This is a genomic window from Klebsiella sp. PL-2018, from assembly GCF_019048985.1.
GTDB lineage: Bacteria > Pseudomonadota > Gammaproteobacteria > Enterobacterales > Enterobacteriaceae > Klebsiella > Klebsiella michiganensis.
On the sequence record NZ_CP077673.1, the window covers coordinates 5,142,563 to 5,169,304 of the forward strand.

Here is a 26,742-nt window from a genome sequence, read left to right on the forward strand (position 1 = left end):
TCACCCCGCCGGGGTGAGGGCTCGTCTTACACCTCCGGCAGCAGGCCGATAAAGCTGCGCTTCTGCCGCGGCTGCGACATCAGCGCCTCCAGCTTCGCCACGCAGGCCAGATAGTGCGGGGTTTTCTTGTGCGCCAGCACCGCGTCATCGTCGATATAGGCTTCATAGATAAAAAAGCGCGTCTTCACCTCCGGGTCCTGCAGGACGTCAAAGCGCAGATTGCCCGGCTCCTGCAGCGCCCCTTCGTGGTTGGCGCGGAACACCTCAAGAAACTCGTCGACCCGTTCCGGTTTGATATTGATTTCCACCAGCGTTACGTTCATTGCAGCTCTCCCTGTTTTTCCTCCTGCCAGAACTGATACGCCTCGCGGGCGCTCAGGTTCTCATGCACCACTTTTTTCACCGCCTTCAGCATCGCGCGCGGCGCGCTGGACTGGAAGATATTCCGCCCCATATCCACGCCGGAAGCCCCCTGGTCGATCGCCCGCCAGCACATCTCCAGCGCCTCCTGCTCCGGCAGCTTTTTGCCCCCGGCGATGACGATCGGCACCGGGCAGCTGGCGGTGACTTTCTCAAAGCCTTCCTCAACAAAGTAGGTTTTCACGAACTGCGCCCCCATTTCGGCGGCAATGCGGCTGGCCAGCGAGAAGTAGCGGGCGTCGCGGGTCATCTCTTTGCCCACGCCGGTTACCGCCAGCACCGGCATACCGTAGCGGTTGCCGGCGTCCACCAGCTTGATAATGTTGTTGATCGACTGATGCTCATGCTCGCTGCCGATATAGACCTGCGCCGCCACCGCGCAGACGTTCAGGCGCAGCGCGTCCTCCATCGCCACCGCCACGCACTCGTTGGAAAGTTCGCTGAGGATCGAGTTGCCGCCGGAAGCGCGCAGCACCACCGGTTTGTTGGTCGCCGCCGGCACCTGACTGCGCAGCACGCCGCGGGTGCACATCAGCACGTCGGTCTCTTCGAACAACGGCGCAATAGAGAGATCGATACGCTCCAGCCCGGTGGTCGGCCCCTGAAAATAGCCGTGGTCGAACGCCAGCATCACCGTACGGTTGCTCTGCGGGTTGAAGATACGCGCCAGCCGCGACTGCATCCCCCACTCCAGCGACCCGCAGCCCTTCAGCGTATACAGCGTATTCTGCTGCGGACGGTCTAAGCCGAAGTTTTTTCCCTCTTTGATATCGTCTAAATCAGCCATCTCATTCTCCATCAGAAATCGTAGTTATTGATATTCTCTTTGGTGAACACCACCCGCTCCGGCAGCAGCACGATGCCGTTGCCTTTCGCTTCATACTGATAGCCCTGTACGCTGTTGGGCTCGACTTTCAGGACGCCGAGATCTTTCACATCAACGCTGTCGCCGACGTTAAGATCGCCCTTTTTCAGCAGACGATCGGCGACGTTAACCGCGATCTTGCCCTGCTGCACCACGTCCCACAGGCCGAAGGCTTTTACCGTGCCGCGCTCCACGTAGGGGCGCATCACGTTCGGGGTACTAAAACCGACAATCGCCACGCCCTGGCGCTTGAGGTTCTCTGCCGCCTGGGCGGCCGCCGGAAGCGCGTTGGCGTCCGGGGCGATAATGGCGTCGAGATCCGGGTACGCTTTTAAGATCCCCTCGGCGGTTTGCAGCGATTTAGTGGCGTCGTTATAGCCAAACTGCGTGGTCACCACTTCCCACTGCGGATGCGCTTTTTCGATTTTGGCCTTCGCCTCTTTTACCCACTGGTTCTGGTCGGTCACCGTCGGGCTGGAGTAGAAAAACGCCACTTTGGCGCCAGGCTTCGTCACCTGCTTTTCCGCCATCTTCACCAGCAGGCCGCCGAGCTGCTGCGGCGTCCCCTGGTTGATATAGATGCTGCGGCACTCTGGTTTGGTATCGGAGTCCCAGGTCAGGACCTTCACCCCGCGCTGCATCGCCCGCTTCAGCGCCGGGCACAGCCCGTCCGGCGATACGGCGGAGACGATAATCGCGTTGTAGCCCTGGTTGACGAAGTTGTTGATCAGCTGCACCTGGCCGGAGACGCTCGGTTCGGTCGGGCCGTCGTAGGTGACGTCCACGCCGAGCGCTTTGCCCGCCTCTTTCGCGCCGTTACCGCCGCTGGTAAAGAAGCCGACGCCAACCAGCTTAGGAATAAAGGCGATACGGTCCGCCGCCTGGGCCGATGCCATACCCAGCGCCATCGCCAGCACGATCAGTTTTGTTTTCATTTTATGCTCCGATTGTTTTACGCGAGAAAAGACGCCGCCAGCTCATCCGCACCCATTCACGGTGCAGGCTCAGCGAACGCCCCATCACCACCACAACCAACAGCGCCCCTGACAGCGCGCTCGACACCTGGTTGGGGATGCCGACCATTTGCAAACCTTGTTGTAAATAGCCCACCAGCAGCGCGGCCAGCGCCGTGCCGACGATCGAGCCGGAACCGCCGTAGATATTGGCCCCGCCGAGCACCGCGGCGGTCAGCGCCGGCATCAGCAGGTCGCGGCCTAAGTCCGAGCGCGCCGAGCCGAAATAGGAGACCATCACCAGCGCCGCCACCGCCGATGCCACGCCCACCAGGCCATACAGCGCGTAGGGCATCCCGTTAACGGAAAGCGCGGCGTAGCGCGCGGCGCGCGGGTTCTGCCCGAGCAGAAACAGGTGCCGCCCAAAGCGCCCGCGGTGGGCCAGCAGCCAGAAGAAAAAGGTGATAACGGCGAACAGCACCAGCGGTATCGGCAGGCCGAACAGGGTCAGGTTGGCGAAGGCGGTAAAGCTATCCGGGAATCCGCCGATGCCTTCGTAGCCGGTTGCCCCAGCCATGCCAGAAAGCAGCAGCGCGCCGCCGCCGTAGAGGTAAAGGGTGCCAAGCGTAATCACCAGCGGGCTAATGCCGGTGTAATGAATCAGCGCCGCGTTCAGCAACCCGCACAGCAGGCCGAGCAGCAGCGTCAGGGGGATCGCGAGACTCATGGGCCAGCCCGCCTGCATCATCACCCCCAGCGCGATGGCGCACAGGCCGATGGTGGAACCGAGCGAAATATCAATCCCGCCGCTGATAATTACCAGCGTCAGCGGCAGCGCCACGATGCCAATGCAGATAAAGTCGCTGGTACTGAACAGCAGCATATTGAGATCCAGCATGCGCGGATTCAGGGCGCCAAACAGCAGGATCTCCAGCACCAGTAGCGCCAGCAGCGCGCTTTCCCAGTTGAGCTTCATTTACGCCACCTCTTTGTTTTTGCGTTCGGGAAACGGGGCCACGCGCTTGCCCCCTTTATTACCGGGCTGAAAGCGGCTGTACTTCAGCGCCCGCTGATGGCGGGCCAGCGCCTGGCGCAGCCGCCCGTCGAGCACCAGTACGCCGAGCAGCACCAGGCCGGCGATGAAGTCGTTCCACCACGCCGGGAGACGGAACAGCACCAGCACGGTGTCAATTTGGGTGAGGAAGAAGGCGCCGAGAAAAGCGCCCAGCAGCGTGCCGGTACCGCCAAGCAGCGAGATCCCGCCGAGCACGCAGGCGGCGATGGCCTTCATCTCCAGGCCGCTGCCGGTCTGATTGGGCACAAAGCCAATCTGCGCGGCGAACACAATCCCGGCGCAGGCCGCCAGCATGCCGTTAAGGGTAAATGCCAGCATCCGCGTGCGGTTCACCGCCACCCCGAGCTGGCGGGCCGCGGCGAGGTTATCGCCGACGGCGTAAAAATCACGGCCAAAGGCGGTGCGCGACAGTATCCAGCCGCCCGCCAGCAGCAGCGCCAGCACCAGCCAGCCCAGCGGCGAAATACCGATGAACGCCGGTTCCGACAGCGCCTTCAGGCTGTTCGGCAAGCCTTCAATCCACTTACCGCCGGTCCACAGCAGCATCACCCCGCGATAAAGCCCGAGGGTGCCGAGGGTGGCGACAATCGCCGGGATGCGCAGCCCCACCACCAGCAGGCCGTTAAAGGCGCCGGCCAGCGCGCCGATCGCCAGCGCGAAGGCGATGGCGGTCATCAGGCCATACCCGCTATTCAGCGCCACGCCTGTCGCGATAGCGCTCAGGCCGACGGTGGAGCCTACCGAAACGTCGATATTGCGAGTGAGCATCACCAGCGTTGCCCCCAGCGCCAGCAGGCAAAGGATTTGCGCGCTGGCAAAGATCATGGCCAGGGTTTGCAAACTGAAATAAGCCGGGTTGAGCGCCACCAGCCCGGCAAACAGCACCACGATGGCGAGAAAGGCGCTCAGTTCACGATTCTTTAATAACGTTTTCATGCCTGTCCTCCGAAGGCCAGGGTCATCATCCGGTCAACGCTGACCGCCTGCTGCGCCAGCTCGCCGCTCTGCCTGCCCTGATGCATCACCAGCACCCGATCGGCCAGGCCAACGAACTCGTCGAGATCGCTGGAGATCATCAATACCGCCACGTTCTGAGCGGCGACGCTTTTCAACAGCTGATAGATGTCGGCGCGGGCGGAAACGTCCACGCCGCGGGTCGGCTCATCGACGATCAGCAGCAGCGGGTTAGCCTCCAGGCAGCGCGCCAGCAGTACCTTCTGCTGGTTACCGCCGGAGAGCGTGCGCACCGGGCGATCGCCATCGGCCATTTTGATCCCCAGCGCCCGGTGATAGCGCTCCACCACCGCCGCTTCGCGCCTGTTCTGCTGCCACAGCGACGGCTGGTTAAACATCACCGTGTTCCAGCGCACCGGCGCATCGAGAAACAGCCCGGAAACCTGCCTGTCCTCCGGCAGATAGACCAGCCCGCAGGCCAGCCTGGCGCGCGTACTGTCGCGGCTGATATCGCGGTTTTCCAGCCATACCCGCCCGGCGCGCGCCGGCCGCAGACCGTAGAGCGTTTCGGCAAATTCGGTGCGCCCGGATCCGACCAGCCCGGCGAGGCCGACGATCTCCCCGGCGCGGATCTCCAGGTTGAGATCGATAAAACCTTCTCCGGTCAGATCTTCTACTCTAAGGACCGGGAAATCCTGCGCCTGAGTGCGGCGATTGCCCGGCAGCGCCAGCCACAGCTTTTGCGTGTCGCTCAGCGCACGATCGCGGCTGACGGGCGTCATTGCGCCGATCAGCTGGTTGTCGCCGTAGTGCGCGGTTTCCCCGCTCAGCACCACCGCGCCGTCGCGCATCACCGAGACGTGGCTGGCGACCTGGCGGATCTCCGGCAGCTTGTGCGAGATAAACACGATCCCGACGCCGAGCGCCTGCAAAGAGCGGATCTGGCGAAACAGGCGCTCGGTTTCCCCCGGCGTCAATGAGGCGGTGGGTTCATCAAGGATCAGGATCTGCGCGTCGCGCATCAGCCCGCGCAGGATCTCCACCATTTGTTGGTCGGCGACTTCCAGAGTGCTTGCCGCCGCCTCAAGGTTAAGCTGGCAGCTAAGCTGCTGAAGCTTTTCCTGCAGGCGGGCCTCGGTATCCGCCCGCTTTGGCAGACGAAAAAGAATATTTTCCCGCACCGTCAGATTGGGGAATAACATCGGTTCCTGCGGCACCAGATACACGCCCTGCTGATGGGCCTGGGCGGGAGTAAGGCGCGCAAATGTACGTTCGCCGAGGATGAGCTCACCGCTGTCGGGGGTCTCTACCCCGGCGATAATCTTCATCAGCGTCGATTTTCCGGCGCCGTTACCGCCCATCAGCGCGTGCACCTGGCCGGAAAGCAGCGTGAAATCAATCTGCTTCAGCACGGTGACGCCGGAGAACTGTTTGCCGATTTGGCGAGCTTCAAGCAGTGGCTTCATCATCGCGCCTCATTTTGAACAAAAGATTTTTTAAATTAATAATGTTCAAAAGCGTAGACGGTGAACTATATTTACAACCGTGCAACGATCACAGTTTTATGCTTTCGATCGTTTGAAGAAAACCAGCGGACAACGAAAGATCCGTTTTGCCAGTCGGCTCACATTTTCCGACCGCGCAATAACGAACATATGATCTAAATTTTTATAAGAGTTCAATTTATGAGCGAAAAACGCATTACGGAAGAGAGCCGCTACGCCGGGCTGGCGTTAGCCGAGGAGGAGCTGGTGGCGCGGGTGGCGTGGTGTTACTACCACGACGGCCTGACGCAGAACGACATCGGCGAGCGTTTAGGGCTGCCGCGGTTAAAGATCTCCCGCCTGCTGGAGAAGGGCCGCCAGTCGGGGGTGATCCGCGTCCAGATTAATTCGCGTTATGAGGGCTGCCTGGCGCTGGAAACCGAACTTCAGCAGCGCTTCGGTCTGAAAATTGCCCGCGTGCTGCCGGCGCTGAATACCCCGCCGATGAACACCCGTCTGGGGATTGGCGCGGCGCAATCGTTAATGGGCGTGCTGGAGCCGGGACAGCTGCTGGCGGTGGGCTTTGGCGAAGCCACCATGAGCTGCCTGCAGCATCTGAGCGGGTTTATCGGCTCCCAGCAGGTTCGGCTGGTGACGCTTTCCGGCGGCGTGGGCCCGTATATGACCGGCATTGGCCAGCTGGATGCCGCCTGTAGCGTCAGTATGATCCCCGCGCCGCTGAGGGTGTCATCGGCGGATGTGGCGGAGATCCTGCGCCGGGAATCGAGCGTCCGCGACGTGATCCTCGCCGCGACGGCGGCGGATGCGGCGGTGGTAGGCATCGGCGCCATTGACCAGCGCCGGGACGCCACCATCCTGCGCTCCGGCTATATCAGCGAAGGCGAACAGCTGATGTACGCCCGCAAAGGCGCGGTCGGCGACATTTTAGGTTATTTCCTGCAGGCCGACGGCAAACCGGTTGAAGGGCTGGAGATCCATCGGGAACTGCTCGGCGTCACCCTTGATGAGCTGGCGCAGCTGCCGACCATCGTGGGCGTCGCCGGGGGCACAGAAAAAGCGCAGGCGATTTACGCGGCCCTTATCGGCAAGCGGATTAATGGCCTGGTAACGGAAGAGACAACAGCACGCGCGGTGCTGACGCTGGCCTCATAACGGCCCTGCGCCGCGCAACACGAGCGAGGCGCATGTCATGAGTTACCTGTTAGCGTTAGATGCCGGGACCGGCAGCATTCGGGCGGTCGTATTCGATCTCCAGGGCCGCCAGATAGCGGTCGGCCAGGCCGAATGGAAGCACCTGAGCGTGGACAATGTCCCCGGCTCGATGGAGTTCGACCTTGGCACCAACTGGCAGCTGGCCTGCCAGTGTATCCGTCAGGCGCTGGCCGCCGCCCATCTCTCTGCGGCGGATATTCAGTCCGTGGCCTGCTGCTCGATGCGTGAAGGCATCGTGCTTTACGACCGCAACGGCGAGGCCATCTGGGCCTGCGCCAACGTTGACGCCCGCGCCAGCCGCGAGGTGGCGGAGCTCAAAGAGATCCACGACGACCGTTTTGAATCCGAAGTGTACGGCGTGTCCGGGCAGACCCTGGCACTGAGCGCCATGCCGCGCCTGCTGTGGCTGGCCCATCATCGCCCGGATATCTACCGCAAAGCGGCGACCATCACCATGATCAGCGACTGGCTGGCGGCAAAGCTTTCCGGCGAACTGGCGGTTGACCCTTCTAACGCCGGAACGACCGGCATGCTCGATCTCTTCAGCCGCGACTGGCGCCCGGCGCTGCTGGATATGGCCGGGCTGCGGGCCGATATTCTCTCGCCGGTCAAAGAGACCGGCAGCGTACTGGGAGCGGTGACCGACGCGGCGGCGGCGCAAAGCGGGCTGCGCGCGGGCACGCCGGTGGTGATGGGCGGCGGCGACGTCCAGCTCGGCTGCCTGGGCCTCGGCGTGGTGCGCGCCGGGCAGACGGCGGTGCTCGGCGGCACTTTCTGGCAGCAGGTGGTTAATCTGCCGGAAGTCCGAACTGACCCGGAGATGAATATTCGCGTTAACCCGCACGTCATTCCCGGCATGGCGCAGGCGGAGTCCATCAGCTTCTTCACCGGCCTGACCATGCGCTGGTTCCGCGACGCGTTCTGCGCGGAGGAGAAGCTGATTGCCGGGCGCCTCGGCGTCGACGCCTACAGCCTGCTCGAAGAGATGGCCAGCCGCGTGCCGGCGGGTTCCCACGGGGTGATGCCGATCTTCTCTGACGCCATGCACTTTAAGCAGTGGTACCACGCCGCGCCGTCGTTTATTAACCTCTCCATCGACCCGGAAAAATGCAATAAGGCCACCCTCTTCCGCGCGCTGGAAGAGAACGCGGCGATTGTCTCTGCCTGTAATCTGGCGCAGATTTCGCAGTTTTCCGGCGTGCAGTTTGACAGCCTGGTCTTTGCGGGCGGGGGCTCAAAAGGCGCGCTGTGGAGCCAGATCCTCAGCGATGTCACCGGCCTCCCGGTGCGGGTGCCGGAGGTCCGCGAGGCGACGGCGCTGGGCTGCGCGATCGCCGCCGGCACCGGCGCCGGGCTGTACGGCGATATGGCGGCGACGGGCGAGAAGCTGGTGAGCTGGCACCGGGAATTTATGCCCAATCCGGCGCATCGCGAGCTGTATCACGAGATGATGATCAAATGGCAGTCGGTGTACGCCGAGCAGCTCGGTCTGGTGGACAGCGGATTAACGACCTCGATGTGGCAGGCGCCGGGGCTGACGCGCCGTGCCCCTGTTGCCCCCTCACCCTAAGCCTCTCCCCTACAGGAGAAGAAACCGTCCGGGCATAACTGGCCCCAGCGCCATTCCGCCCTTCTCCCTCTCCCGGAGGGAGAGGGCCGGGGTAAGGGAGAACCTTCCGCCGTTCTTTGAATCCCATCACAATCGCCGCACTCCCCTTTTCCCTTTTCGCCCGCGGCGGCTAAATTAGTAACTCATCCGACCACATAACAATAATTTTACACTGGAAGAGATTATGAGCCGCTACCCGTCGCTTTTCGCCCCGCTTGACCTGGGGTTCACAACGCTCAAAAACCGCGTGTTGATGGGCTCGATGCACACTGGCCTGGAGGAGCTGCCGGACGGCGCACAGCGGCTGGCGGCGTTTTACGCCGAGCGCGCCCGCCACGGGGTGGCGCTGATCGTCACCGGCGGGATTGCCCCGGCGCCTTCCGGCGTCACCATGGCGGGCGGCGCGGTGCTTAACGACGCCAGCCATCTCGCTCATCACCGCCATATCACCGATGCGGTACACGAGGAGGGCGGCAAAATCGCGCTGCAGATCCTGCATACCGGGCGCTACAGCTACCAGCCGCAGCTGGTGGCCCCTTCCGCGCTGCAGGCGCCGATCAACCCCTTTACGCCTCACGAACTGAGCCACGAAGAGATCTTACAGCTGATCGATGATTTTGCCCGCTGCGCCCAGCTGGCGCGGGAAGCCGGGTACGACGGCGTCGAAGTGATGGGCTCGGAAGGCTATCTGATTAACGAATTTCTTGCCGCGCGCACCAACCTGCGCGACGACCAGTGGGGCGGCGACTACGCCCGACGCATGCGTTTTGCCGTAGAGGTGGTCAGAGCCGTGCGGGAGCGCGCGGGCAGCGATTTTATTATTGTCTACCGCCTGTCGATGCTCGACCTGGTCAGCGGCGGCAGCACCCTGGCGGAGGTCACCGCGCTGGCGAAAGCGATTGAGGCCGCCGGGGCCACGATTATCAATACCGGCATCGGCTGGCACGAGGCGCGCATTCCCACCATCGCCACTCCGGTCCCGCGCGGCGCGTTTAGCTGGGTCACCCGCAAGCTGAAAGGCGCGGTGTCGATCCCGCTGGTCACCACCAACCGGATTAACGATCCCGCCGTGGCGGAGGCGATCCTGGCCCGCGGAGACGCCGACATGGTATCGATGGCCCGCCCTTTCCTCGCCGACAGCGAATTTCTCTCTAAAGCACAGAGCGGGCGGGCGGATGAGATCAATACCTGTATTGGCTGCAACCAGGCCTGCCTCGATCGGATCTTCGCCGGTAAAGTCACCTCGTGTCTGGTCAACCCGCGCGCCTGCCATGAAACCCTGATGCCGATAGCGCCCGCGACCGCACCGAAGCGGCTGGCGCTAGTCGGCGCCGGTCCTGCCGGCCTGGCCTTTGCAGTTAACGCCGCCTCGCGCGGGCATCAGGTGACGCTCTTTGACGGGCACCATGAGATTGGCGGCCAGTTTACTATCGCCAAACAGATCCCCGGCAAAGAGGAGTTCCATGAAACTCTGCGTTATTACCGCCGGATGCTGGATCTTACCGGCGTCGCGCTGCGGCTTGAAACCCGGGTGACGGCCGACGATCTGCGGGCATTTGATGAGATTATCCTCGCCACCGGGATCGCCCCGCGGATGCCGGATATCGCCGGGGTCGATCATCCGAAGGTGCTGAGCTACCTCGATGTCCTGCGTGATAAAGCGCCGGTCGGCGAGAAGGTGGCGATTATCGGCTGCGGCGGGATCGGCTTTGATACCGCCATGTACCTCAGCCAGTCCGGCGTCGCCACCAGCCAGAATATCGACGAGTTCTGTGCGGAATGGGGGATCGATACCAGCCTGCAGAGCGCGGGCGGATTACGCCCGGAGGGGGTGCAGCTGGCTAAAAGCCCGCGCCAGATCGTGATGCTGCAGCGCAAAACCAGCAAGCCCGGCGACGGGCTGGGGAAAACCACCGGCTGGATCCACCGCGCCACCCTGCTGGCCCGCGGCGTCAAAATGATACCCGGCGTCAGCTATCAACGGATCGATGATGCCGGCCTACATGTGACGATCGGCGGCGAATCTCAGGTGCTTAACGTTGATCATGTGATTATCTGCGCCGGTCAGGATCCCCGCCGCGAGCTGGCCGATCCGCTGCAGGCGGCGGGTAAAACGGTGCATTTGATTGGCGGCTGCGACGTGGCGATGGAGCTGGACGCCCGGCGGGCAATCGCTCAGGGCACCCGGCTGGCGCTGTCGATTTAGGGAAAGGAAACCCGGCCGGTAGCCGGGGAAACCGGGAAAGCCGATAACGCTCAGCGCTGTTTGCGCACCTTTGTCGCTTTCAACACCACAAATTTATTATTGGTGGCGATCGTCGTGCAGTTACCGAACGCGCGTTTCAGCTTTCGGAAATAATCGAGATGGCGGTTGCCGACGACATACAGCTCGCCGCCGTACTTCAGACTGCGGCGGGCGTCGTTAAACATCTGCCAGGCAATATGATCGGTGATCGCATGCTGCTGATGAAACGGCGGGTTGCAGAGGATGGCGGCGAAGCGGTCCGGCTCAATATCGGACAGCGCGTTATTCACCACAAACTCGCAGCGCTCGAGGTCATCCGGCATATTGGTTTCGACGTTCAGCCGGCTGGAAGCGACCGCCATATAGGATTCATCGGTAAACATCACCCGGGCGTCCGGGTTTAAAGCCAGCGCTTTCAGGCCAATCACGCCGTTGCCGCAGCCAAGATCGGCGATCTCGCCTTCAATATTTGCCGGCAGATGCTCCAGGAAGAAGCGCGCGCCAATATCCAGGCCGCTGCGGGCGAACACGTTGGCGTGGTTGTGAATCGTCCACGGCGTACCGTCCAGCGGCCAGCTGTAGGTTTGCGGCGCATCGGCCACCTCAGGCGCGGTAAAGGTACAGAAAATCAGCCGCGCCTTTTTCCATGCCAGCGATGTGGTGGTGGTGCCCAGGATCTTCTCAAACAGCGCCAGGGTGGAATTGTGGACATCCCGCGCTTTCGCGGCGGCGATGATGCGGGTTTCCGGCGTGACAACCTCGCGCAGCGCGCGCAGCTGCTGCTCCAGCAGCGCCAGCTGCTTCGGAACCTTAATGAGCACCAGCGCCGGCGCGGCAGGCAGTTCGCTCAGGGGATCCTGAAAACGTACGCTCTCTTCATCAATGCCGTTCATCCGCAGGTTGTAGCGGGTCGCCAGCTCAGATACGTAGGAATCGTTGATGCTGACCGGGTTGCGTTCCGCCAGCGCGCAGCCCAGCGCGCCAAAGCTGTCATTGAAAATGAGCGTCAGGCCGTCGACGTCATTCACCTGTTGCAGCAGATATTCATCCGCCGCTTCCCACGCCTGAAGCGCTTCCTCTTCAGCATTCGGCGGGAACCGCTCTAATGTGAATAACTCACCGTTTAACTCTACCTGGCTCATCGCCTTTGTGCCTCCGGAACACTAAAACCCGCGAGTTTATACGCAAACTTCGCCCAGTAGAATAGAGATGCGCCGATTATCTCCATCTGCCGGGCGACAGTCCATTACGCCGGGATGTCGTCCTGCGCCAGGCGCGACAGGCGTTTATCGTCCAGGCTGTACTTGCTCATGATAACAATCAGCAGCGCCACCAGCACCCCGGGGAAGACGGTGAACAGCAGCTTGATCATCTGCAGCGCGGAGTCGGTTTGCTGCGCTGCGCCGCCAACGTAGTCGCCCCATGCCAGCATATAGCCCACCAGCGCGCCGCCGATGGCGATCCCCAGCTTGATGGCAAACAGGTTCGTTGAAAAAACGATCCCGCTGAGCTTTTTACCGCTGCGTTTCTCTTCCGCATCGATAATATCGGACAGCATGCTCCACTGCAGCGGCGTGGCGGCCAGCTGAATAATATTGATGATAATCACCAGCGCAAAGATAGCGGCCACGTTCCCCGCCGGGACGAAGTACATGCCTATCAGCAGCGCCGCCTCGATGGCCATCGAGATTTTAAACCCTTTCACTTTATCAATATTTTTAAAGATAAACGGGGAGAGCATCGCCCCCAGCACGCCGGAAGCCAGGGTGGTGGTCAGCAGCAGACTGCCCAGATCCGCCCGCCCCATAATGTTGTTGACGTAATAGAGCGTGGTCCCGCCTTTAAACAGCACCGCAATCAGGTTAACGACGTTGAGCGCGAAGAGAATGCGCCAGTCCTTGTTGGCGAGCAGGGTTTTCAGATCATCAAGAATGCTGCTTTGATTGTTGACCGCGATATCCGTGGTGTAGCGCTCTTTCGTCAGGCCGAAGCAGATAAAGAACAGAATGATGCTCAGGCACCCCATCACAATCATGGTGTAAAAATAGCCGTTTTGCACATTACCCTGACCCAGCCAGGCCACCAGCGGCAGCGCGGTCAGCGAGACAATCAGACCGCCGAGCGTACTGAGCGCAAAGCGCCAGGACTGAAGCGAAACGCGCTCGCGGGAATCGTTAGAGATATTATTGATCATCGCGCAATACGGAACGTTAATCGCCGTATAGACCAGCGATAATAAGGTATAAGAAACATAGGCGTAAATCAGCTTGCCGGTATAGCCGAAATCCGGCGTATAAAACGTTAAGCAGCAAAGTACGCCAAAAGGAATCGCGAACCATAAAATATAAGGGCGGAATTGCCCATATTTAGTCCGGGTACGATCCGCCACCGCCCCCATTAATACATCGGTGACCGCGTCTAATACCCTGACTGCGAGAAACATGGTCCCCATATGCGCCGGACTTAAACCAAATACGTCGGTATAAAACCAGGCCATAAACAGCATCACCGTCTGCCAGACTAAATTACAGCCGGTATCCCCTAACCCATAGCTAAATTTTTCTTTAATACTGATACGGGCAGTGTTCATCGCGCCTCCGCCAGAAAGATCGTTAATATTTGTCCTCTGTACGTTATTGCTTAGGGCTTACCGATTATGTATAAATCATCCTGTTAAATATAAGAAGAGTGTACCCGATGAGTGATGAATCTCCCGTTTTCGAAAAGATCCCCGTGGGCGCCGGCGAGCTATTTACCCTCCGGGTAGATAACATAAACGATTTCAATGGCATAAACGTAGTCCCGCATTTTCATATGATGGACGAACTGATGTGGTTCCGAGAGTCGGAGGGCAGCTATTCGATTGGTGATGAGAAATTTACGATAAAAAACAATACCCTGATTTTCGTCCCCGCCTTACTGATCCATGAAATGACGCTCCCGGCCGCCGCCTGCCACAAGCGTTATCTTATGCAATTCGAAAAAGAGTGGCTCGAGGGATACGACCTGTCGCTCCCCGCCGCCCACTGCGGCGCGGTCGCTTACCTTTCCGGCGAGGAAGCCGAGCGCCTGGAGCTGCTGCTGAGCTGGTGCGGCGAGTTCAGCGACTTTACCGATTCGCTGTTTCGCTCCCTGATGCAGAGCGTACTGCTGCACGCCTTTAATAGCCTGAAAGATTCCGTCCCCATTACCGAACGCACCAACCATCGCTATCTGAGCGAGCTGATCGAACTTCTGCAATCTATTGATGAAAATGAAAATTTTGAGATGACAACCGAAGAAGCAGCCCGCCGCTGCCGGTGGTCGAAATCCTGGTTTTCCCGCACCTTTAAATCCGCCTTCGGCATCAGCTTCAAAAAATTTATGCTGCTGCGCAAACTGAATATCGCTATCAATCTACTGACCAATACCGACCTGAAGATTAGCGATATCTCGCAAAGCGCCGGCTTCACCGACAGCGCCTACTTCTGCCTCAAGTTTAAAGAGATGATGAACGACACCCCGCTGGCCTTCCGTCACAAAGTCAGAAGCACCGATGCCGTAGGGCGTCAGGCGGAGAAATAACGCGTTTTTGTGAGCCGCATCACCGGATGAGTAGACGTTTATTATATAAATAGCCAGAGTCTATATATCCCCGTCGCCATCGCCTATTTACAATCATCGCTATATTTTGCGCATTAAGGGTAAATACGATGATTCAGAATCCTGTTTTTAAAGGTTTTAATCCTGACCCCAGTATCTGTCGGCGCGGCGATGATTATTATGTGGCGGTCTCTTCCTTTGAATGGTTTCCCGGTCTGCCGGTTTATCATTCGAGGGATTTAAAACATTGGCAATTACTTACCCACGTTCTTACCGATGATAATAATCCGGATTTAAAAAAGCTTCCCTCCGCCAAAGGCATTTGGGCACCGAGCCTGACCTGGTGTGAAGAGGAAAAGCTGTTCTACGTTATTTATGGCGTGATGAATTCCATGAATTCACGTTATTTCGATGTAGATAACTATCTTATTACCGCCAGTGAAATCACCGGCCCGTGGAGTGAGCCGGTTTATCTCCACTCTGCCGGGTTCGATGCCTCCATTTTGCACGACACCGACGGAAAAAAATGGATCGTATCCCTGGAGTGGGAAACCCGCGAAGGTTACGAAAAACCGGGCGCCATTTGCCTGGTGGAGTATTCGCCGCAAACGCGAAGCGTTGTCGGCTATCCGCAGCGGATCTGGCGCGGCGGTACCGATCGCGGCTGTATTGAAGCACCGCATTTGACGCGCCGCGGCGACTATTACTACCTGATGGTCGCCGAAGGCGGCACCGGCTACGGCCATGCGGTCACTATGGCGCGCGCAACGCAGGTCGCCGGCCCCTATGAAGGCGATCCGCAAAACCCCATCGTCACCTCCTGGCCGGAGAACTATAACGCGCGCCACGACGCAGACCATCTCAAACCACACTACTTCAATCCGCAAACCTATCTGCAAAAAGCCGGGCACGGCAGCTACGTCGAGACCCCGACGGGCGAAGTCTGGTTAACCCATCTTTGCAGCAGACCCTTCCGCCAGGCGCTGCGCTGCCCGCTGGGCCGCGAGACGGCGATACAAAAGATGGTATGGAGCGACGATGGCTGGCTGCGCATGGCGGCCGGGGGGAACCTCGCTCAGCACCAGGTGGAAGAGTCTAATCTGCCTTCTCAGCCGTTTCCGGCTAAACCAGACAGGGATGATTTTGATGGGCAGACGCTGGATAACGCCTTCTATGCGCCGCGGATCCGCCTTCAGCGCTTTACCAGCCTTGAACGTAAAGCAGGCTACCTTGCCTTACGCGGCCAGGAGTCGCTGAGCTCGCTCAATAAAGTCAGCCTGCTGGCGAAAAAGCTCACCTCGGTATACGCCACCATCGTCACGAAGATGGAGTTCAGCCCGGAGATTTATCAGCACAGCGCCGGCCTGACGCTCTATTACGACAACATGAACTATCTGTTTTTGCATAAAACCTGGGATGAAGCCTCCGGCGCAGCGCAGCTGACCATCATTTATATGGATAACGGCGAGCGTCACGACGACCCGCAGAAAATCCGCCTTGCGGAGGGAGAAGTCTATCTGGCGATGGCGATTAACGGCCGGGAGATACAATGCTCGTGGTCCGCGGATGGCGAAAAATACCAAAACATCGGCGCGGTCTACGACACCTCGCATTTTTCCGATGAATACAGCCGCTACGGCGAGTTTACCGGCGCGTTTGTCGGCATGGCCTGCGTGGATAGCATGCTGCATCGTAAAGAGGCGCTGTTTGACTTCTTTAGCTACCGGGCGGTAGAAGACGCGATAATCGAGTAACGCCGCCTTTCTGGCATCCTGCCCGCGCGGGGTGCTAGAATCCCCGGCAGTTGTCGCTGAATGACCCAAACAGGCTGCATGAGCACTTTAACCTATCTCCAGGGCTACCCTGAATCCCTGCTGGCGCAGGTCACCGCGTTAATCGAACAGAACCGTCTCGGCGAGGTGCTGAAAAAGCGCTATCCGCAGGGTCACGATATCAACAACGATAAAGCGCTGTACCAGTATACCCAGGATCTGAAGTCCCGCTATCTGCGCGGCGCGGCGCCGATCAATAAGGTGATGTACGACAACAAGATCCACGTGCTCAACAACGCGCTCGGCCTGCATACCGCCATCTCCCGCGTTCAGGGCGGCAAGCTGAAGGCGAAAGCCGAAATTCGCGTCGCCACCGTCTTTCGCGATGCGCCGGTGGATTTTCTGCGGATGATCGTGGTGCACGAGCTGGCGCACCTGAAGGAAAAAGAGCACAACAAAGCGTTCTATCAGCTGTGCTGCCATATGGAGCCGCAGTACCATCAGCTGGAGTTTGATACCCGCCTGTGGCTGACCCAGCTTTCGTTAGAGCGCCAATTGCCGTAACGCATCAGCAAGAACCACTACCGTAGCTTCGCCTGTCGCAGCCAGCACAGTGAGTTCTTCCAACCGGGTATCTTCATCAGCGATAAGATACCCATTGCGGGCCAGGAACGTCATGGTGATAAAAAAAGCAGTCCTCTTATTACCATCATTAAAAATGTGCCCACGCGCGATAGCGACCCAATAGGTTGCAGCCAGTTCAAAAATGTCGTTCACCCCTTCATAGTGAAAGCGGTTCTGTACACGATAAATTATGGCTTCCGCCCGACCAGGATCGGACATACCTTTAACGCCGGGGAGATGTTGTAAAATGCGATCATGAAAGGCAATGACTTCGCTTGCGCTCACCCATTTCATCGATCGGTCAACGCCTTAACTGTGCGGCCGTGTCGCTGCATAATAAAATCAAACTCCGCATCAAGTTTGGCATTCATAAACGTTTCATATTCCGCCTTACTGATCAAAACATTAGACGTTCCATCACGCCGTGTAATTTCAATCGGTTCTCCGCTGGCAGCGGCGTCCATGACGGCCGCAATATTCTGTCTGGCTTCAGATGTACTGTATGAGCGCATAAATTTCTCCCGGCTTGAATTGTACACATTAATTGTACGCTTTATGCGTACATCAGACAACTCACCACTCTTCGAGCTTCTGCGCCATAGCGCACTGGTTTTGTCATGATGGCGTGCTACAGTGACGAAAGGTCCCTTTTACGGAGTTCGTCAACGTTTATGATACGTTTCGCAGTTGTTGGCACAAACTGGATAACCAAGCAGTTTGTCGATGCCGCCCATGAAACCGGCAAATATAAACTCACCGCCATCTACTCCCGCAGCCTTGAGCAAGCCCAGGCCTTCGCCAGCGACTATCCCGTCGAACATCTGTTCACTTCGCTGGAAGATTTAGCGCAAAGCCCTGACGTTGACGCGGTCTATATCGCCAGCCCAAACTCGCTGCACTTCCCGCAAACCCGCCTGTTTCTGCGCCATAAAAAGCACGTGATTTGCGAAAAACCGCTGGCCTCGAACCTGCAGGAAGTTGAAGCCGCGATCAAAACGGCGCGGGAAAATAACGTGGTGCTCTTCGAAGCGTTCAAAACCGCCAGCCTGCCAAACTTCCAGCTGCTTAAACAGTCGTTCGACAAGATCGGCAAGCTGCGCAAAGCCTTTATTAACTACTGCCAGTACTCTTCCCGCTATCAGCGCTATCTCGACGGTGAAAATCCCAACACCTTCAATCCGGCCTTCTCTAACGGCTCGATTATGGACATCGGCTTTTACTGTCTGGCCTCCGCGGTGGCGCTGTGGGGCGAGCCTCGCACGGTGCACGCAACCGCCAGTCTGCTGGAGAGCGGCGTCGATGGCCAGGGCACGGTCGTTCTCAGCTACGGGGATTTTGATGTCACCCTGCACCACTCGAAGGTCAGCGATTCCGCTATCCCCAGCGAAATTCAGGGCGAAGCCGGCGCGCTGGTGATCGAAAAAATCTCCGAATGCCAGAAAGTGTGCTTCGTGCCGCGCGGCGGCAAGCCTCAGGATCTCACCCAGCCGCAGCATATCAATACGATGCTGTATGAAGCGGAGGAGTTCGCTCGCCTGGTCGAAGCCAACGAGGTGGCTCATCCGGGTCTGGAAGTGAGCCGCATCACGGCGAAGCTGCTGAGCGAAATTCGTCGCCAGACCGGCGTGGTCTTCCCGGCGGATAGTCAACCGGTGGCGTAAAGCTGTGTAAATGGTCCGTCGGCCTCCATTGACGCCATTTATAACCTGTAATACTTTGTTACGCGCAAAGGGGAGTAACTTCCTTGCCGGCCGATCGTCATTACGATGCGTGAAAAACCGCATCCGGTCGCCGGGCAACAGATTCTTGTTGTAAGTGAGACCTTGCCGGAAGGCGAGGTCTATGCATAAAAGCGCAGCGGCTGCCGTCTTCCGACGTCAGCCGTTTTGTTTTTATGTAAGGAAAATAGTAATGAATACTGTCGGCACACCGTTGTTATGGGGCGGATTCGCAGTGGTCGTGGTCATCATGCTGGCTATCGATCTGCTGCTGCAGGGACGGCGTGGTGCGCATAGCATGACCATGAAGCAGGCCGCTGGCTGGTCCATTCTCTGGGTTACCCTCTCGCTGCTGTTTAACGCCGCTTTCTGGTGGTATCTGGTGCAGACCGAAGGTCGCGCCGTGGCCGACCCGCAAGCGCTGGCGTTCCTCACCGGCTACCTGATCGAGAAAGCGCTGGCCGTGGATAACGTCTTCGTCTGGCTGATGCTGTTCAGCTACTTTGCCGTTCCGCCTGCGCTACAGCGCAGAGTGCTGGTTTACGGCGTACTGGGCGCGATCGTGCTGCGTACGATCATGATCTTCGCCGGCAGCTGGCTGATTTCTCAGTTTGAATGGCTGCTCTACGTCTTCGGCGCATTTCTGCTGTTTACCGGCGTGAAGATGGCGCTGGCGAAAGAGGACGATTCCGGGATCGGCGATAAACCGCTGGTGCGCTGGATCCGCAATCATCTGCGCATGACGGATAAAATCGAAGGTGAACGCTTCTTTACCCGCAAAAACGGCGTTATCTACGCCACGCCGCTGCTGCTGGTGCTGATCCTGGTCGAGCTGAGCGACGTTATCTTTGCCGTCGACAGCATTCCGGCCATCTTCGCCGTGACCACCGATCCGTTTATCGTGCTGACCTCAAACCTGTTCGCGATTCTCGGCCTGCGCGCGATGTATTTCCTGCTGGCGGGCGTCGCGGAGCGTTTCTCCATGCTGAAGTACGGCCTGTCGGTGATTCTGGTGTTTATCGGCATCAAGATGCTGATTGTCGATTTTTACCATATTCCCATCGGCATTTCGCTGGGCGTGGTCGGCGGTATTCTGGTGCTGACGCTGCTGATCAACGCCTGGGTCAATAAGCAGAACGATCGGAAAAAACAGCTGCAGTAAGACGTAAACGGCCGGGTGAAGACCTGTTTCACCCGGTCGGCAACGTTTGCCGCGCATTATTCTTACTCATGTCACAAAATAGTTAATACATAGTTAAAAAATAAGATCCCAGCGCGATAAACAGCATTTTACCCTTCCCCAGAAGCGTTCTTTCCGTATACTCAACCAGGCAAACATCTATTTACATCCGGACATAAACGTTACAAATAATACGTAGCCGGGACGGACAGCGACATCACTGGAAGGAATGAATTATGGCAACCCCATCACCCCGATCGACCCTGCTACGGCGACTGGCTCAGGGCAGTCTGGTCAAACAAATTTTAATTGGTCTGGTACTCGGCGTACTGCTGGCGACGGTCTCAAAACCGGCCGCCGTGGCGGTTGGACTGCTGGGGACGCTGTTCGTCGGCGCGCTGAAAGCGGTGGCGCCGGTGCTGGTACTGATGCTGGTCATGGCCTCTATCGCCAACCATCAGCAGGGGCAGAAAACCAGCATTCGCCCGATTCTGTTCCTCTATCTGCTGGGGACTTTTGCCGCCGCGTTAACCGCGGTGCTGTTCAGCTTCCTCTTTCCGTCAACGCTGCACCTGAACGCGGCGGCAGAGAGCATCACCCCACCGTCGGGTATCGTCGAAGTCCTGCGCGGGCTGCTGATGAGCATGGTTTCTAACCCCATTGACGCGCTGCTGAACGCCAACTATATCGGAATTCTGGTATGGGCCGTCGGTTTAGGATTCGCGCTGCGCCACGGCAATGAAACCACCAAAAATCTGATTAACGACATGTCCCACGCGGTGACCTTTATCGTTAAAGTGGTGATTCGCTTTGCGCCGCTGGGTATCTTCGGCCTGGTCGCTTCCACGCTGGCGACGACCGGTTTTGAAACCCTGTGGGGCTACGCCCAACTGCTGCTGGTGCTGGTTGGCTGTATGCTGCTGGTGGCGCTGGTGATTAACCCGCTGCTGGTGTTCTGGAAAATCCGCCGCAACCCGTATCCGCTAGTGATGACCTGCCTGCGCGAAAGCGGCGTATACGCCTTCTTTACCCGCAGCTCCGCCGCCAACATTCCGGTGAATATGGCGCTGTGCGAAAAGCTGAATCTGGATCGCGATACCTATTCGGTCTCTATTCCGCTGGGCGCGACCATTAACATGGCCGGCGCGGCGATTACCATCACGGTTCTGACCCTGGCGGCCGTACACACGCTGAATGTTCCGGTCGATCTGCCGACCGCGCTGCTGCTGAGCGTGGTCGCCTCGCTGTGCGCCTGCGGCGCCTCCGGCGTGGCGGGCGGGTCGCTGCTGCTGATCCCGCTGGCCTGTAATATGTTTGGTATCCCGAACGATATCGCCATGCAGGTGGTCGCCGTGGGCTTCATCATCGGCGTTCTGCAGGACTCCTGCGAAACCGCGCTGAACTCCTCGACCGATGCGCTGTTCACCGCCGCCGCCTGTATCGCTGAAGACGAACAGCTGGCGAAAAACGCCCTGCGCAGTTAATCTCACCTCCCCCCTCCGCTAACGCGCGGAGGGGTTCTCTTTCTGCCCCGCCTTTTCCGCTTTAAACGGATCGATACCGCGCTTTTGCATCCGCCGGAATCGGATGATATTCAGACCGTTCATCAACAGGAAGCTGCCTTCAATCAGGGTGCCGCCGATCGAGCCCAGCCAAAAGTTGTGGATCACCCAGCAGGCGGTCGAACACCACATGACGCAGCGGACGGTTAGACCCGAGCAGCGAAAGAGCGCCCAGGTACTGGCCAGGGTGCCAATAATCGGCAGCAGCTCCATGGCGTGCTGCAGCTTCGCCAGCCCCAGCACCAGGGTGAGCACGATAAACAGGGCCATCACCCACAGCCTGCGGGTGCGCATGGAGATCAGGGTGCGGACGGTATTCAGCTCGGCGCTCATTCCCGCCGGCCAGGCGCCCATCAAAAAGAAATGCACGCCAATGGTGGCGCTATAGACGGCCAGCTGTAGCTTAAAGCGACGCTCATCGCGGTTGAAAAAGGTCGTAATCCCGATCAGAAAGGCGATAACGCCGACGCCCTGGGCAAGCCAGTATGCGGTCATGAAAAGTCCTTATAAAACAAAACGGCGCATCATTATCTGAAACGCCGCTTCCGGAATACCGCCCTTTTATTACTCTAAAGATTTCGCGCCACAGCAAGGCGGCAAGTTTAGACATCCCCGGGAGCTTACTGAAGTAAGTGACCGGGGTGGATAAATGCTGCCAACACAGCGGTGGTGCGAAAGATGACGAGTAATTAAAGGGTGACGCCGCTTTTGAAAATAGCCAGCTCACGGAAATCATTACGCTCATTGCAGGTCTGCTTACCGTTCGCAAAGGCCACAATGGTATCGACAAACTCCTCCAGCAGCTGCGGCATCGCTTTACCGTGAATCAGCTGACCGGCATCGAAGTCGATCCAGTGTTTTTTCTTCGCCGCCAGTTCGCTGTTGGTGGCAATTTTCACCGTTGGCACAAAACCGCCGTACGGCGTGCCGCGACCGGTGCTGAAGAGCACCATATGGCAGCCCGCGCCGGCCAGGGCGCTGGTCGCAACCGCATCGTTGCCCGGGGCGCTCAGCAGGTTCAGGCCGTGCACTTTTAGCCGCTCGCCGTAGCGTAGGACGTCGACCACCTGGCTGGAGCCCGCTTTCTGCGTGCAGCCCAGCGACTTATCCTCCAGCGTCGTGATACCGCCCGCTTTGTTGCCCGGCGATGGATTCTCATAAATCGGCTGGTCATGAGCGATAAAGTACTGTTTGAAATCATTAACCATCGTCACCAGCTTGCCAAACGTCTCTTCATCGCGACAGTGGCTCATCAGCAGCTGCTCGGCGCCGAACATTTCCGGCACTTCGGTCAGCACGGTGGTGCCGCCGTTGGCAATCAGATAATCCGAGAAGCGGCCCAGCATCGGGTTTGCGGTGATGCCGGACAAACCGTCAGAGCCGCCGCACTCAAGACCAAACTTCAGTTCGCTCAGCTTACCCGGCTCGCGCTTGTCGTGGCGCATCACTTCATATAGCTGGCGCAGATGCTCCAGCCCGGCTTCCACTTCGTCATCCTGGTGCTGGCAGATCATAAAGTGGACGCGGTCAGGGTCGAACTCGCCCAGCGTTTCGCGGAAGGCATCAACCTGATTGTTTTCGCAGCCCAGGCCGACCACCAGTACCGCCCCGGCGTTCGGGTGGCGCACCATATTTTGCAGCATGGTACGGGTGTTGATGTGATCGTCACCGAGCTGTGAGCAGCCATAGGTATGGCTGAAGAGATGAACGCCGTCGATACCTTCCGCGTCGTTGGTTTCCTTCAGAAAACGGTTCTGCATCTGGCGCGCCATGGCGTTAACGCAGCCGACGGTCGGCAGGATCCACAGCTCGTTGCGCACCCCGACTTCACCATTGGCGCGACGATAAATCTGGATGTCGCGATCCGCCGGCTGCGCGGCGGGTTCGATCAGATCCGGTTGATAGCTGTACGCGTCGAGATCGCTTAAGTTAGTACGCGTATTATGGGAGTGGATATGTTCCCCCGGCGCAATATCCGCCAGCGCATGCCCTATCGGCAGACCATACTTAATGACGTTGTCTCCCTTCGCAATGCCGCGCAGCGTAAACTTATGCCCGCGCGCAATATCCTGCGCCAACGTGACCGTATCGCCGTCAATGGTGACTACCGTGCCTGCCGCCATATCCGCCAACGCTACCGCGACGTTATCGTGCGAATGGATTTTAATGTATTGCATATCAACCGACCTCTGGTCTTAGTTCAGTTCAATGGCGAAGTAGTCACGCGCATTGTTAAAGCAAATGTTTTTCACCATCTCGCCCAGCAGCTGAATATCCGCCGGCGCTTCTCCCGCTTCAACCCAGCGGCCAATCATCTGGCACAGGATGCGGCGGAAGTATTCATGACGGGTGTAGGAGAGGAAGCTGCGGCTATCGGTCAGCATCCCGACAAAGCGGCTCAGCAGGCCAAGCTGCGCCAGCTGGGTCATCTGACGTTCCATACCGTCTTTCTGATCGTTGAACCACCAGCCGGAACCGAACTGCATCTTGCCCGGCATGCCTTCGCCCTGGAAGTTGCCGATCATGGTACCCAGCACTTCGTTGTCGCGCGGGTTCAGGCAGTAGAGGATCGTTTTCGGCAGCAGGTTTTCTTCGTTCTGTTTGCTGAGCAGTTTGGACAGCTCTTCCGCCATCGGGCGGTCGTTAATGGAGTCAAACCCTACATCCGGCCCTAACAGTTTGAACTGGCGCAGGTTGTTGTTGCGCAGCGCGCCGATGTGGTACTGCTGCACCCAGCCGCGGCGGGCGTATTCCGCGCCGAGGAAGACCAGTACCGCCGTTTTGAACTGCGCGACTTCATGCTCGCTGAGGGCTTCACCCGCCAGACGACGCGCCAGGATGCTATCCAGTTCGCTTTCGTTGGCTTCGGCGAACAGCACCACGTCGAGCGCGTGGTCAGACACTTTACAACCGTGAGCGGCGAAGTGATCCAGGCGTTTGGTCAGCGCGGACTGGAGGTCGGCAAAGCGGCGAATGTCGGTGTCAGACACTTCGCCCAGCTTCGCCATGTAGTCGTTGAAGGTGGCCTGTTCGATGTTGAAGGCTTTGTCCGGGCGCCAGCTCGGCAGTACTTTCACGGAGAATGAACTGTCTTTAGCGACGGCGGCGTGATGTTCCAGCGAATCGACCGGATCGTCGGTGGTGCCGACCATTTTCACGTTCATCTGCTGCATGATGCCGCGAGCGGAAAAGCTATCCTGCGCCAGCAGATCGTTGCACTGATTCCAGATTTCATCCGCCGTCGCCGGAGAGAGAACCTTACCTGTAATACCAAAAGGACGGCGCAGCTCAAGATGCGTCCAGTGGTATAACGGGTTACCGATGGTATGCGGTACGGTGGCCGCCCAGGCGTCAAATTTCTCGCGATCGGAAGCATCGCCGGTGCACAAACGCTCGGCTACGCCGTTAGTACGCATCGCGCGCCATTTATAGTGATCGCCTTTCAGCCAGATGTCATACAGATTTTTGAAACGATAATTCTCCGCGATCTGCTGCGGCGGCAGGTGGCAGTGATAGTCAAAAATCGGCTGGTCTTTCGCGTAATCGTGGTACAGGCGGCGGGAAAACTCGGTATCAAGCAGAAAATCTTCGGTCATAAACGGTGTCATTTTCGTGTCCTCTTCGCCCCCTGGGGAGCCCATCAGATGATTGACTATAATGCTGACAAAGTTATCACACCAATTTCCACAGACCGAAGTATTTTTCGTGAGTTAGATCAATAAACGATGACAAAAAAAGTACCATCAAAGGAGTAAACGCCCCGCCAGAGCGCGCCAGCTCTGGCCTTTTTCGCATGAACGAATGCCCACACAAACTTTCCCACTTTTGTGACGTCACTCAACTTTTGAAGTTGTATGACAAGTTATCTTGCTGCCGTCGAAACATATAAACCGACGGAATGCATTACCGACGAACTATCACGTCGGATTTACCGGTATGGACACCGAATTAGACACAACAGTTAATGGCAAGGTTCGGGCCATACGAGGTTTCCTCTCCTGAACCCTCCGTTTCACCTTCTTCGCCTCAGTTACAGGGCTGGAAGATAGCCGCACCCGCTGCGGATATATAACAAACGATGAGGTTTACATGCGTAAAATTAAAGGGTTACGTTGGTACATGATCGCACTGGTGACGTTAGGTACCGTGCTGGGGTACCTGACGCGTAACACTGTGGCGGCAGCTGCGCCGACTCTGATGGAAGAGTTACACATCTCCACCCAACAGTATTCCTATATCATCGCGGCCTATTCCGCTGCCTATACCGTTATGCAACCCGTTGCCGGCTACGTGCTGGATGTTTTAGGCACTAAAATCGGCTATGCCTTCTTTGCTATCGCATGGGCGGTGTTCTGCGGCTCTACGGCGCTGGCGGGAAGCTGGGGCGGTCTGGCACTGGCGCGCGGCGCGGTGGGTGCCGCCGAAGCGGCAATGATCCCTGCGGGCCTGAAAGCCAGCTCCGAATGGTTCCCGGCAAAAGAGCGTTCTATCGCCGTTGGCTACTTCAACGTCGGCTCCTCGATCGGCGCCATGATTGCCCCACCGCTGGTGGTTTGGGCCATCGTGATGCACAGCTGGCAGATGGCGTTTATTATCTCCGGCGTTCTGAGCTTTGCCTGGGCGATGGCGTGGCTGATTTTCTACAAACACCCGCGCGATCAGAAAAAATTAACTGAAGAAGAACGCGACTACATTATCGGCGGCCAGGAATCTCAGCATCAGACCAACAACGGCAAGAAAATGTCGCCGTGGCAGATTCTGCGCAACCGTCAGTTCTGGGGTATCGCCCTGCCGCGTTTCCTTGCCGAGCCGGCGTGGGGGACCTTCAACGCCTGGATCCCGCTGTTCATGTTTAAAGTCTACGGCTTTAACCTGAAAGAGATCGCGATGTTTGCGTGGATGCCGATGCTGTTTGCCGATCTTGGCTGTATCGTTGGGGGCTATCTGCCGCCGCTGTTCCAGCGCTGGTTTGGCGTTAACCTCATCGTTTCGCGCAAAATGGTCGTCACCCTGGGCGCGGTGCTGATGATTGGCCCGGGGATGATCGGTCTGTTCACCAGCCCGTTTGTCGCTATCGCCCTGCTGTGCGTCGGCGGCTTTGCTCACCAGGCGCTGTCCGGTGCGTTAATTACCCTCTCTTCCGACGTGTTTGGGCGTAACGAAGTAGCGACGGCGAACGGCATGACCGGTATGGCCGCCTGGCTGGCGAGCACGATGTTTGCCCTGGTGGTTGGCGCGCTGGCGGACACTATCGGCTTTAGCCCGCTGTTCGCCGTGCTGGCGGTTTTCGATGTGCTGGGCGCCGTGGTTATCTGGACCGTGCTGAAAAATAAATCGGCGGATGACGACACGACACCGCTGGAAACGAGTAAACCCGCCACGCAAAGCTAGAGGCACGCGAGTTATCCCCTCCGAAAGCCGCCTTGATTAAGGCGGCTTTTTCGTCTCTTCTTATGGTGAGAAGCG

At 58.4% G+C, this 26,742-nt stretch carries 23 protein-coding genes; 10 read left to right on the forward strand and 13 right to left on the reverse strand.

The window, feature by feature from the left end; translation table 11 throughout:
* Positions 1-26 precede the first annotated feature (26 nt).
* The 6 genes from lsrG to lsrA are packed head-to-tail and all read right to left on the reverse strand — an operon-like array spanning position 27 to position 5,733.
* The gene (gene lsrG, locus MKleb_RS24190) at positions 27-323 is read right to left on the reverse strand and encodes a (4S)-4-hydroxy-5-phosphonooxypentane-2,3-dione isomerase (RefSeq protein WP_004854408.1); all 297 of its coding nucleotides are present in this window, start codon (positions 321-323) and stop codon (positions 27-29) included.
* A complete protein-coding gene (gene lsrF, locus MKleb_RS24195; protein WP_004125444.1) occupies positions 320-1,207 on the reverse strand; it encodes a 3-hydroxy-5-phosphonooxypentane-2,4-dione thiolase in 888 nt (295 codons plus the stop codon). The genes lsrG and lsrF overlap by 4 nt, the downstream gene beginning before the upstream one ends.
* Before the next feature lie 11 nt (positions 1,208-1,218).
* Entirely contained in the window at positions 1,219-2,220 is a 1,002-nt protein-coding gene (gene lsrB / locus MKleb_RS24200) for an autoinducer 2 ABC transporter substrate-binding protein LsrB (RefSeq protein ID WP_217076303.1), read from the reverse strand.
* 1 nt (position 2,221) lies between these two features.
* Complete coding sequence (gene lsrD, locus MKleb_RS24205; protein ID WP_014226923.1) at positions 2,222-3,214, reverse strand: autoinducer 2 ABC transporter permease LsrD; 993 nt, start codon at positions 3,212-3,214, stop codon at positions 2,222-2,224.
* The gene (lsrC, locus tag MKleb_RS24210; RefSeq protein WP_014226924.1) at positions 3,215-4,249 is read right to left on the reverse strand and encodes an autoinducer 2 ABC transporter permease LsrC; all 1,035 of its coding nucleotides are present in this window, start codon (positions 4,247-4,249) and stop codon (positions 3,215-3,217) included. It abuts the gene before it with no gap.
* On the reverse strand, positions 4,246-5,733 hold the full coding sequence (lsrA, locus tag MKleb_RS24215; protein WP_014226925.1) for an autoinducer 2 ABC transporter ATP-binding protein LsrA: 1,488 nt from the start codon (positions 5,731-5,733) through the stop codon (positions 4,246-4,248). The genes lsrC and lsrA overlap by 4 nt, the downstream gene beginning before the upstream one ends.
* A 219-nt stretch (positions 5,734-5,952) precedes the next feature.
* Between lsrA and lsrR the strand changes: the two genes are divergently transcribed.
* From lsrR to MKleb_RS24230, 3 genes are all read left to right on the forward strand, one after another.
* On the forward strand, positions 5,953-6,924 hold the full coding sequence (gene lsrR, locus MKleb_RS24220) for a transcriptional regulator LsrR (protein WP_004105944.1): 972 nt from the start codon (positions 5,953-5,955) through the stop codon (positions 6,922-6,924).
* A gap of 37 nt (positions 6,925-6,961) precedes the next feature.
* Positions 6,962-8,554, forward strand: coding sequence for an autoinducer-2 kinase (gene lsrK / locus MKleb_RS24225; protein ID WP_025108306.1), 1,593 nt, complete (start codon positions 6,962-6,964; stop codon positions 8,552-8,554).
* 223 nt (positions 8,555-8,777) lie between these two features.
* Positions 8,778-10,799: an NADPH-dependent 2,4-dienoyl-CoA reductase gene (locus tag MKleb_RS24230; RefSeq protein ID WP_025108307.1), complete on the forward strand. Its 2,022-nt coding sequence runs from the start codon at positions 8,778-8,780 to the stop codon at positions 10,797-10,799.
* Positions 10,800-10,849: 50 nt separating this feature from the next.
* Here the strand turns inward: MKleb_RS24230 and rlmG are convergent, their stop codons facing one another.
* Positions 10,850-11,980: a 23S rRNA (guanine(1835)-N(2))-methyltransferase RlmG gene (rlmG, locus tag MKleb_RS24235; RefSeq protein ID WP_014839608.1), complete on the reverse strand. Its 1,131-nt coding sequence runs from the start codon at positions 11,978-11,980 to the stop codon at positions 10,850-10,852.
* A gap of 104 nt (positions 11,981-12,084) precedes the next feature.
* Positions 12,085-13,428: a glycoside-pentoside-hexuronide (GPH):cation symporter gene (locus MKleb_RS24240; protein ID WP_025108308.1), complete on the reverse strand. Its 1,344-nt coding sequence runs from the start codon at positions 13,426-13,428 to the stop codon at positions 12,085-12,087.
* Positions 13,429-13,535: 107 nt separating this feature from the next.
* On the opposite strand from MKleb_RS24240, the gene MKleb_RS24245 reads away from it, so the two are divergent.
* From MKleb_RS24245 to MKleb_RS24255, 3 genes are all read left to right on the forward strand, one after another.
* Positions 13,536-14,402, forward strand: coding sequence for a helix-turn-helix domain-containing protein (locus MKleb_RS24245; protein ID WP_025108309.1), 867 nt, complete (start codon positions 13,536-13,538; stop codon positions 14,400-14,402).
* 128 nt (positions 14,403-14,530) lie between these two features.
* On the forward strand, positions 14,531-16,174 hold the full coding sequence (locus MKleb_RS24250; protein ID WP_025108310.1) for a glycoside hydrolase family 43 protein: 1,644 nt from the start codon (positions 14,531-14,533) through the stop codon (positions 16,172-16,174).
* A gap of 78 nt (positions 16,175-16,252) precedes the next feature.
* A complete protein-coding gene (locus MKleb_RS24255) occupies positions 16,253-16,756 on the forward strand; it encodes a M48 metallopeptidase family protein (protein WP_025108311.1) in 504 nt (167 codons plus the stop codon).
* Here MKleb_RS24255 and MKleb_RS24260 read toward each other — a convergent pair.
* Both MKleb_RS24260 and MKleb_RS24265 read right to left on the reverse strand, forming a co-directional pair.
* A complete protein-coding gene (locus MKleb_RS24260) occupies positions 16,736-17,110 on the reverse strand; it encodes a type II toxin-antitoxin system death-on-curing family toxin (RefSeq protein ID WP_004105955.1) in 375 nt (124 codons plus the stop codon). The genes MKleb_RS24255 and MKleb_RS24260 overlap by 21 nt on opposite strands.
* Positions 17,107-17,328, reverse strand: a complete 222-nt coding sequence (locus tag MKleb_RS24265; protein WP_004105957.1) for a type II toxin-antitoxin system Phd/YefM family antitoxin — start codon at positions 17,326-17,328, stop codon at positions 17,107-17,109. The genes MKleb_RS24260 and MKleb_RS24265 overlap by 4 nt, the downstream gene beginning before the upstream one ends.
* A 159-nt stretch (positions 17,329-17,487) precedes the next feature.
* Here MKleb_RS24265 and MKleb_RS24270 point away from each other — a divergent pair, with 159 nt between their 5' ends.
* The 3 genes from MKleb_RS24270 to sstT all read left to right on the forward strand — a co-directional run bounded on the left by MKleb_RS24270 (position 17,488) and on the right by sstT (position 21,198).
* Positions 17,488-18,477 carry a Gfo/Idh/MocA family protein gene (locus MKleb_RS24270; protein WP_025108312.1) on the forward strand — a complete coding sequence of 330 codons (990 nt, stop codon included), beginning with the start codon at positions 17,488-17,490 and terminating at the stop codon, positions 18,475-18,477.
* 250 nt (positions 18,478-18,727) lie between these two features.
* Positions 18,728-19,696, forward strand: coding sequence for a TerC family protein (locus MKleb_RS24275; RefSeq protein ID WP_014839614.1), 969 nt, complete (start codon positions 18,728-18,730; stop codon positions 19,694-19,696).
* Positions 19,697-19,950: 254 nt separating this feature from the next.
* On the forward strand, positions 19,951-21,198 hold the full coding sequence (sstT, locus tag MKleb_RS24280) for a serine/threonine transporter SstT (RefSeq protein WP_004105963.1): 1,248 nt from the start codon (positions 19,951-19,953) through the stop codon (positions 21,196-21,198).
* Between the two features lie 18 nt (positions 21,199-21,216).
* On the opposite strand, the gene MKleb_RS24285 is transcribed toward sstT, so the two are convergent.
* The 3 genes from MKleb_RS24285 to uxaC all read right to left on the reverse strand — a co-directional run bounded on the left by MKleb_RS24285 (position 21,217) and on the right by uxaC (position 24,884).
* Entirely contained in the window at positions 21,217-21,771 is a 555-nt protein-coding gene (locus MKleb_RS24285; RefSeq protein WP_014226934.1) for a YgjV family protein, read from the reverse strand.
* 194 nt (positions 21,772-21,965) lie between these two features.
* Positions 21,966-23,453, reverse strand: a complete 1,488-nt coding sequence (locus MKleb_RS24290) for a UxaA family hydrolase (RefSeq protein WP_014226935.1) — start codon at positions 23,451-23,453, stop codon at positions 21,966-21,968.
* A gap of 18 nt (positions 23,454-23,471) precedes the next feature.
* Positions 23,472-24,884 (reverse strand): glucuronate isomerase, encoded by a 1,413-nt coding sequence (gene uxaC, locus MKleb_RS24295; protein WP_025108313.1) that lies wholly within the window; start codon positions 24,882-24,884, stop codon positions 23,472-23,474.
* A 481-nt stretch (positions 24,885-25,365) separates the two neighbouring features.
* Here uxaC and MKleb_RS24300 point away from each other — a divergent pair, with 481 nt between their 5' ends.
* Complete coding sequence (locus MKleb_RS24300; RefSeq protein WP_004854445.1) at positions 25,366-26,667, forward strand: MFS transporter; 1,302 nt, start codon at positions 25,366-25,368, stop codon at positions 26,665-26,667.
* Positions 26,668-26,742 lie beyond the last annotated feature (75 nt).